This is a genomic window from Burkholderia sp. Se-20378 (genome assembly GCF_017104665.1).
GTDB lineage: Bacteria > Pseudomonadota > Gammaproteobacteria > Burkholderiales > Burkholderiaceae > Burkholderia > Burkholderia lata.
This window is the reverse complement of sequence record NZ_JAAGPG010000377.1, coordinates 1-8335: the sequence shown is the minus strand read 5'-3', so window position 1 is coordinate 8335 and position 8335 is coordinate 1. Positions and strand designations below refer to the sequence as shown.

Genomic DNA, 8335 nt, shown 5'->3' with positions numbered 1-8335 from the left:
CCCCCGACGACGCAGGCGGCGCGCGGCGCGAGGCCGAGCAGGTCGACGAGCGGCGCCGTGAGCCGCATTGCCTTGTTCGTGACGATGCCCCAGCGCACGCCGCGCGCATCGAGTTCGTCGAGCACGTCGCCGATGCCGGGGAACAGCGTCGTATGCACGCACAGATCCGTCGCGTAGTTGGCGAGGAATTCGTCGCGCATTGCTTCATAGCCGGGCGTCTGCGGGTCGATGCCGAACGCACCGCCGAGCAGGCCGCGCGCGCCGGCCGAGGCCAGCGGCCGCAGCACGTCGAGCGGCGTTTCGGGCAGGGCGCGCACGCGTTGCATCTTGTTGACTGCGGCCGCGAGATCGGGGGCCGTGTCGGCGAGCGTGCCGTCCAGGTCGAACAGCACGGCATCGCAGTGCAGCAGGCGCGGTTCGTCGAGTGCAGCCCGCGCGGTCGAGAGGGGAGTCGTCATGCCGGTTGGATGGTCACGCGCCGCGGCGGCACGCGACGAGGTAGTTGATGTCGGTGTCGTTCGACAGCGCGAAGCGCTTGCCGATCGGGTGATACGTGATGCCCTTGATCTCCACGATGTGCAGATCCGTTGCCCGCACGAAGCCGGCCAGTTCCGATGGGCGGATGAAGCGCGCGTAGTCGTGCGTGCCCTTCGGCAGCATTTGCGCGATGTACTCCGCGCCGATCACGGCGAACAGGTAGGCCTTCAGGTTGCGGTTCAGCGTCGAGAAGAACACCCAGCCACCCGGCTTCACGAGCGTCGCGCACGCGGCGACGACATCGCCGGGCGACGGCACGTGCTCGAGCATCTCCATGCACGTGACGACATCGTAGGTACCCGGCTCGCGCGCGGCGATCGCTTCGGCGGCGATGGCCTCGTAGTCGACCGTGATGCCGCTCTCGAGGCTGTGCAGATCGGCGACGCCAAGTGCTTCGGTCGACAGGTCGATGCCTTTCACCTGCGCGCCGAGTCCGGCCATCGATTCGGACAGGATGCCGCCGCCGCAGCCGATGTCGAGTGCGCGCTTGCCGGCGAGGTGCGCATGCGCATCGATCCAGCCGAGCCGGACCGGGTTCAGGTCGTGCAGCGGCTTGAATTCGGCATTCGGATCCCACCACCGATGGGCGAGGTCGCTGAATTTCTGGAGTTCGTGCGGATCGGCGTTGGTCATGTCGGCAAGCGGGCTACGGGAGGAGGGCGGTGCTGCGGTTCGTCAGCCCCGAGTATATAAGAAGCGGACGAGCGGCGAAGTGGCGAGCGCCTGGACGGGCGTCAAAGAAAAAGCCCCGCCGGAGCGGGGCTTTGAAGCAGTCGAAAACCGCGGCTTAGTTTGCCGGAACGGTCGTCTTCTGCACTTGCTGCGTACCAACCACTTCGACTTCCACGCGGCGATCCGGTGCGAGGCAGGCGATGAGTTGCTTGCGGTTCTTCTGGTTGCAGCCAGTCGTAACCGGGTTGCGCTTGCCCTTGCCTTCCGTGTAGATCTTGTTGGCCGGCACACCCTTGCTGACCAGGTACGACTTCACGGCTTGCGCACGGCGCAGCGACAGACGGTCGTTGTACTTGTCCGAACCGATGCGGTCCGTGTAGCCCGTTGCGACGACCACTTCCGTGTTCATGCCTTCGATCTTCGAAGCCAGTTCGTCCAGCTTTTGCTTGCCCAGCGGCTTGAGCGTTGCCTTGTCGAAGTCGAACAGTGCGTCAGCTTGATACGTGATCTTCTGGCTCGTGATTGCCGGAGCGACCGGAGCGACCGGCGGCTGCGGTGCCTGGGCGACCAGTGCGCCATCGCACTTTGCGTTGGCGGTGGCCGGCGTCCAGAACGCATCGCGCCAGCAGAGCTCGTTCGTGCCGTTCATCCACACCCATTCGCCCGTGCCGTTCACCCAGTTGTCATTGACGGCTTGACGCGACGCCGGCACCGACTGTGCCGAAGCGGATGCAGCCATAACTGCGGTAGCTGCAATGAACGCGAGCTTTGAAAGTTTATTCATATTTCTCCTCTCGAAATTGAGATTACCGCAGGTTTACTGCGAGCCTGTTGACGGTGACAAGTCATACATTGCTCGAAGTATAACATTGGTGCGGCACAAAAAACGCGGCGCCGCCTCTGTGTAGACTTCGAGCAGCGTCTAACTTTCAGTGCGTTGGCATTTTGCCATATCGTTCCCTTCCTACGAAAAAAAATCCTCCCCACCCCAAGATCGCTTCAACTTTGTGGTGCATGCGCAACACTGACCTGCCGTAACTTTCAGAGATTGTCAAGAGTGTGGCGGCGAAATTGCGCCGGTGAATGCAGTTGTTTACTCGTGCGCGAGAAACAGGCGGTGTTGCAATCGTCCGTGAAGCCGAGGCGGGTGCAATTGCGGTGTGCAATTCCGGCCGATTCACTGCCGCTGCGATTTTGGCTATTTATATATAGAGGGGGAGGCGAATTGGCGGCTGATGGGCGCATGTTAGAATCTCGCGTTGCGTTGCGCATGCAGCGCCCACGCGAAAGGCGTTCGCCGTCTTCGCTCCGAAACGATACGGATACATGGATCAATTCGCCAAAGAGACCCTGCCCACCTCCCTAGAGGAGGAAATGCGCCGTTCGTATCTCGATTACGCGATGAGCGTGATCGTCGGACGTGCCCTCCCGGATGTCCGCGATGGCCTGAAGCCCGTGCACCGGCGCGTGTTGTTCGCGATGCACGAACTGAACAACGACTGGAACCGCGCGTACAAGAAGTCGGCGCGTATCGTCGGTGACGTGATCGGTAAGTACCACCCTCACGGCGATACCGCGGTCTACGACACGATCGTGCGGATGGCGCAGGACTTCTCGCTGCGCTACATGCTGATCGACGGGCAAGGCAACTTCGGCTCGATCGACGGCGACAATGCCGCGGCGATGCGTTACACCGAAATTCGCATGGCGAAGATCGGTCACGAGTTGCTCGCCGACATCGACAAGGAAACGGTCGATTTCGAGCCGAACTACGACGGCAACGAAATGCAGCCGTCGGTCCTGCCGTCACGCATCCCGAACCTGCTGATCAACGGCTCGTCGGGTATTGCGGTCGGCATGGCGACCAACATCCCGCCGCACAACCTGAATGAAGTCGTCGACGCGTGCCAGCACCTGCTGGGCAACCCGGAAGCGACGATCGACGAGCTGATCGAGATCATCCCGGCGCCGGATTTCCCGACGGCCGGCATCATCTACGGCGTCGCTGGCGTGCGCGACGGCTATCGCACCGGGCGCGGCCGCGTCGTGATGCGCGCAGCCACGCACTTCGAGGAGATCGACCGCGGCCAGCGGATGGCGATCATCGTCGATGAGCTGCCGTACCAGGTGAACAAGCGTTCGCTGCTCGAGCGGATCGCCGAGCTCGTCAACGAGAAGAAGCTCGAAGGCATCTCCGACATCCGCGACGAGTCCGACAAGAGCGGCATGCGTGTCGTGATCGAGCTCAAGCGCGGCGAAGTGCCGGAAGTGGTGCTGAACAACCTGTACAAGGCGACGCAGCTCCAGGATACGTTCGGCATGAACATGGTCGCGCTCGTCGACGGCCAGCCGAAGCTGCTGAACCTGAAGGAAATCCTGCAGTGCTTCCTGTCGCATCGACGCGAAGTGCTGACGCGCCGCACGATCTACGAACTGCGCAAGGCCCGTGAACGCGGCCACGTGCTCGAAGGTCTCGCGGTCGCGCTCGCGAACATCGACGAGTTCATCGCGATCATCAAGGCCGCGCCGACGCCGCCGATCGCGAAGGCGGAGTTGATGGCGAAGCCGTGGGATTCGTCGCTCGTGCGCGAGATGCTGACGCGTGCCGAGGCCGAGAACGCATCGGCGGGCGGCCGTTCCGCGTATCGTCCGGAAGGCCTGAACCCGGCGTTCGGCATGCAGAACGACGGGCTGTACCGCCTGTCCGACACGCAGGCCCAGGAAATCCTGCAGATGCGTCTGCAGCGCCTGACCGGCCTCGAGCAGGACAAGATCATCGGCGAGTACCGCGAAGTGATGGCGCAAATCGCCGACCTGCTGGACATCCTCGCGCGCCCCGAGCGGATCACGACGATGATCGGCGAGGAGCTGACCTCGGTGAAGGCCGAGTTCGGCGACGCGCGCCGCTCGAAGATCGAGCTGAACGCGACCGAGCTGAACACCGAAGATCTGATCACGCCGCAGGACATGGTCGTCACGATGTCGCATGCGGGCTACGTGAAGTCGCAGCCGCTGTCCGAATACCGTGCGCAGAAGCGCGGCGGTCGCGGCAAGCAGGCGACGCAGATGAAGGAAGACGACTGGATCGAGACGCTGTTCATCGCGAACACGCACGACTACATCCTGTGCTTCTCGAACCGCGGCCGCGTGTACTGGGTCAAGGTCTATGAAGTGCCGCAGGGCTCGCGCAACTCGCGCGGCCGCCCGATCGTCAACATGTTCCCGCTGCAGGAAGGCGAGAAGATCAACGTCGTGCTGCCGGTCAAGGAATTCTCGGCCGACAAGTTCATCTTCATGGCGACGTCGCTCGGCACCGTGAAGAAGACGCCGCTCGAGGCATTCAGCCGTCCGATGAAGAAGGGCATCATCGCGGTCGGCCTCGACGAAGGCGACTACCTGATCGGCGCGTCGATCACCGACGGCGCGCACGACGTGATGCTGTTCTCGGACTCCGGCAAGGCCGTGCGCTTCGACGAGAACGACGTGCGTCCGATGGGTCGCGAGGCGCGCGGCGTGCGCGGCATGCAGCTCGAGGACGGGCAGCAGGTCATCGCGCTGCTGGTTGCCGGCAGCGAAGAGCAGACGGTGCTCACCGCGACCGAGAACGGTTACGGCAAGCGCACGCCGATCACCGAGTACACGCGTCACGGCCGTGGCACGAAGGGTATGATCGCGATCCAGACGTCCGAGCGCAACGGCAAGGTCGTGGCTGCGACGCTCGTCGATGCCGAAGATCAGATCATGCTGATCACGACGGCCGGTGTGTTGATTCGCACCCGTGTGTCGGAGATTCGCGAGATGGGGCGCGCCACGCAAGGTGTTACACTCATCAGTCTCGATGAGGGTACCAAGCTCTCTGGCCTGCAGCAGATCGCGGAGGCCGAGGAGGGTGACGGCGAGGCCGACGAGGCGTCGGACGGCGAAGCCTGAAGAACGGATGAGACTCTAGCCGCCGCAGGCGCGAAGCGCCGCGGCCGGCGAGCAACCATTCATATTTCCAAAAGGGAGTGATGATGCAAAAGCAATTCAAGCAACTGGTTCTGCTGGCTGCACTGGTGCCGACGTTCGCGATGGCGCAAGCGCTGTCGAATTCCGCACCGGCAGCTCCGGCGGCAGCTGCGCCGATCGACGCCGACAAGAAGGCAGCGATCAAGGATCTGCTCGACGCGATCGACGCGCCGAAGCTCGTGTCGGCAATCGGCAACAGCGCCGAAATGCAGGCCAAGCAACTCGTTCCGGCGATCCTGTCGGACGCGCTGTCGGAAAACAAGACGCTGAACGACAAGCAGAAGCAGGCTGCCGTTCCGGCGCTGCAGAAGAACGCGGTGCCGAAGCTGGTTGACGGCGCTGGCAAGGTGTTCGGTACGCAACAGTTCCAGAACGACGCGATGTCGGCTCAGTACGACGCCTACGCGAAGTACTACAGCACGTCGGAGATCAAGGATCTGACGACGTTCTACAAGAGCCCGACGGGCCGCAAGTTCATCCAGGTTCAGGATCAGGTCGGTCGCGACGTGGTCAACGGCCTGATGCAGAAGTACATGCCGCAAGCTATCCAGGCAACGCGCACGCAGGCTGACAAGGAAGTCGCAGCAGTCAAGCCGGGCAAGTAAAGCCGTCCGGGCACGCCCCCGGCCGTTCGGCCGGGTTTGGCGGGAGCCTGACGACAGTGCGATAATGGCCGTTTGCGCGTGAGCGCAAGCGGCCATTTCTTTTCTGGCGCGTTCTGCCGGCGGTGAGCCGGTCGCGTCCCTCCGAGGTTTTCACGATGCGCGTCTTTAATTTCTCCGCCGGCCCTGCGGCGATGCCCGAGGAAGTGCTGCGGCAGGCTGCCGACGAAATGCTCGACTGGCACGGCAGCGGCATGAGCGTGATGGAGATGAGCCATCGCGGCAAGGAATTCATGTCGATCCACGAGGCCGCGCTGACCGACTTGCGCGACCTGCTCGGCGTGCCGGCCAGCCACCGGATCCTGTTCCTGCAGGGCGGCGGTATCGCGGAAAACGCGATCGTGCCGATGAACCTGCTCGGGGCGCGCAAGACGGCCGACTTCGTCGTCACGGGCTCGTGGTCGCAGAAGTCGTTCAGCGAAGCGAAGAAATACGGCACGCCGCATCTCGCCGCGACCGGCAAGACGGAAGACGGCTTCACGCGTGCGCCCCTGCGCGCCGAATGGCAGCTGTCGGACGATCCGGCCTACGTGCATCTGTGCACCAACGAGACGATCGACGGTGTCGAGACGTTCGAGATTCCCGATCTCGGCGACGTGCCGCTGGTCGCGGATGTTTCGTCGCACATCCTGTCGCGTCCGATGGACGTCGCGAAGTACGGCGTGCTGTTCGGCGGCGCGCAGAAGAACATCGGGATGGCCGGCGTGACGCTCGTGATCGTGCGCGAGGATCTGCTCGACCGTGCGCTGTCGATCTGCCCGTCCGCGTTCGAATGGAAGACCATCGCCGCGAACAACTCGCTGTACAACACGCCGCCCACCTACGCGATCTACATCGCGGGCCTGGTGTTCCAGTGGCTGAAGCGGCAGGGTGGCCTCGAAGCGATCGAGGCCCGCAATACCGAAAAAGCGAAGCTGCTCTACGACACGATCGATGCGAGCAGTTTCTATCTGAACAAGGTCGAGCCGGCAGCACGTTCGCGGATGAACGTGCCGTTTTTCCTGGCCGACGAAACGCGCAATGAAGACTTCCTTGCCGGCGCAAAGGCGCGCGGGCTGCTGCAGCTGAAGGGCCACAAGTCCGTCGGCGGCATGCGGGCGTCGATCTACAACGCGGTGCCGCTCGAGGGCGTGAAAGCGCTCGTCGAGTACATGAAGGACTTCGAGCAGCGCGGCGCCTGACGGCGGCGCTGTTCAAACAGCACGGCAAAACGCATGGACGACGAACTGAATTCCCGCCTGAAACCGCTGCGTGATCGCATCGATGCGATCGACGCGCAGCTGATCGCGCTCCTGAACCAGCGCGCCGCGGTGGCGCTGGAGGTGGGCGAGGTCAAGAAGCATTTCAATGCGCCGGTGTTCCGGCCGGAGCGCGAGCTGCAGGTGATCGCCCGGCTCCAGGACATGAGCGCGGGGCCGCTCGCGAGCGAGCACATCAGCGCCATCTGGCGCGAGATCATGGCCGCGAGCCGCGCGCTCGAGCAGACGATCCACGTTGCGTTCCTCGGGCCGGTCGGCACGTACAGCGAGCAGGCGATGCTCGAGTATTTCGGCCAGTCGATCGAAGGGCTGCCGTGCCCGTCGATCGACGAGGTGTTCCGCTCGGTCGAGGCCGGCGCATCCGCGTTCGGCATCGCGCCGGTCGAGAATTCGACCGAAGGCGCCGTGTCGCGCACGCTCGATCTGCTGCTGCAGACGCAACTGCTGATCAGTGGCGAGCTCGCGCTGCCGATCCATCACAACCTGCTGACGCAGAGCGGCACGCTCGACGGCGTGAAGCGCGTCTGCGCGCACGCGCAGGCGCTTGCGCAATGCCAGCAGTGGCTCGCGGCGAATGCGCCGCAGCTCGAGCGGCAGGCGGTGGCGAGCAACGCGGAGGCCGCGCGTCTCGCGGCGGCCGATCCGACCGTCGCGGCGATCGCGGGCGACCGCGCGGCCGCACACTACGGCTTGCAGATCGCGTTCTCGCTGATCCAGGACGATCCGCACAACCGCACGCGCTTCGTGATCATCGGCAAGCAGCCGGCGGGGCAAAGCGGTCACGACCAGACGTCGTTGATCGTATCGGTGAAGAACGAGCCGGGCGCCGTGTTCAAGCTGCTCGAGCCGCTTGCGCGGCACGGCGTGTCGATGACGCGCTTCGAGTCGCGCCCGGCGCGCGTCGGCACGTGGGAGTACTACTTCTACATTGACATCGAAGGGCATCGGGACGATGCGTCGGTTGCAGCCGCGCTCGCGGAACTCGGCCAGAAGGCCGCGTTCCTGAAGATACTCGGTTCGTATCCGCGCGCACGCTGATGCGCGGCGGCCCGTCGCCTGTTCGCGCAGGCGTTGGGGCCAGGCGGGCAGGGCAGGCCGGTCGGCGCTGCCGAAGGCGGGTTCGGGCGGCATGCGGCACAGGTTGTGCCGCATGCGGGCCCGTTGCCCGGAATCTGGAATTCCGCATGCGGGGCGTCA

General features: G+C 64.1%; 7 protein-coding genes. 4 read left to right on the top strand and 3 right to left on the bottom strand.

Going from position 1 to position 8335, the window contains the following annotated elements:
* From G3N93_RS28640 to ompA, 3 genes are all read right to left on the bottom strand, one after another.
* Positions 1-458 (bottom strand): HAD family hydrolase (locus G3N93_RS28640; RefSeq protein WP_206134469.1); only part of this gene is annotated, 458 nt, incomplete at its 3' end.
* Positions 459-471: 13 nt separating this feature from the next.
* Positions 472-1170 carry a bifunctional 2-polyprenyl-6-hydroxyphenol methylase/3-demethylubiquinol 3-O-methyltransferase UbiG gene (gene ubiG, locus G3N93_RS28635; protein ID WP_174944675.1) on the bottom strand — a complete coding sequence of 233 codons (699 nt, stop codon included), beginning with the start codon at positions 1168-1170 and terminating at the stop codon, positions 472-474.
* A gap of 154 nt (positions 1171-1324) precedes the next feature.
* A complete protein-coding gene (ompA, locus tag G3N93_RS28630) occupies positions 1325-1993 on the bottom strand; it encodes an outer membrane protein OmpA (RefSeq protein WP_006476579.1) in 669 nt (222 codons plus the stop codon).
* Positions 1994-2535: 542 nt separating this feature from the next.
* Here ompA and gyrA point away from each other — a divergent pair.
* From gyrA to pheA, 4 genes are all read left to right on the top strand, one after another.
* Positions 2536-5139: a DNA gyrase subunit A gene (gyrA, locus tag G3N93_RS28625; protein WP_174944678.1), complete on the top strand. Its 2604-nt coding sequence runs from the start codon at positions 2536-2538 to the stop codon at positions 5137-5139.
* Between the two features lie 83 nt (positions 5140-5222).
* Positions 5223-5822, top strand: coding sequence for a DUF2059 domain-containing protein (locus G3N93_RS28620; RefSeq protein ID WP_128846060.1), 600 nt, complete (start codon positions 5223-5225; stop codon positions 5820-5822).
* A gap of 155 nt (positions 5823-5977) precedes the next feature.
* Complete coding sequence (gene serC, locus G3N93_RS28615; RefSeq protein ID WP_206134468.1) at positions 5978-7060, top strand: 3-phosphoserine/phosphohydroxythreonine transaminase; 1083 nt, start codon at positions 5978-5980, stop codon at positions 7058-7060.
* Positions 7061-7093: 33 nt separating this feature from the next.
* The gene (gene pheA / locus G3N93_RS28610; RefSeq protein ID WP_069247429.1) at positions 7094-8176 is read left to right on the top strand and encodes a prephenate dehydratase; all 1083 of its coding nucleotides are present in this window, start codon (positions 7094-7096) and stop codon (positions 8174-8176) included.
* Positions 8177-8335 lie beyond the last annotated feature (159 nt).

Bases quoted from the DNA above. Each gene is read 5' to 3' on its own strand.
- serC (WP_206134468.1), top strand. From the start codon at position 5,978: ATGCGCGTCTTTAATTTCTCCGCCGGCCCTGCGGCGATGCCCGAGGAA.
- ubiG (WP_174944675.1), bottom strand. From the start codon at position 1,170: ATGACCAACGCCGATCCGCACGAACTCCAGAAATTCAGCGACCTCGCC.
- ompA (WP_006476579.1), bottom strand. From the start codon at position 1,993: ATGAATAAACTTTCAAAGCTCGCGTTCATTGCAGCTACCGCAGTTATG.
- pheA (WP_069247429.1), top strand. From the start codon at position 7,094: ATGGACGACGAACTGAATTCCCGCCTGAAACCGCTGCGTGATCGCATC.
- G3N93_RS28620 (WP_128846060.1), top strand. From the start codon at position 5,223: ATGCAAAAGCAATTCAAGCAACTGGTTCTGCTGGCTGCACTGGTGCCG.
- gyrA (WP_174944678.1), top strand. From the start codon at position 2,536: ATGGATCAATTCGCCAAAGAGACCCTGCCCACCTCCCTAGAGGAGGAA.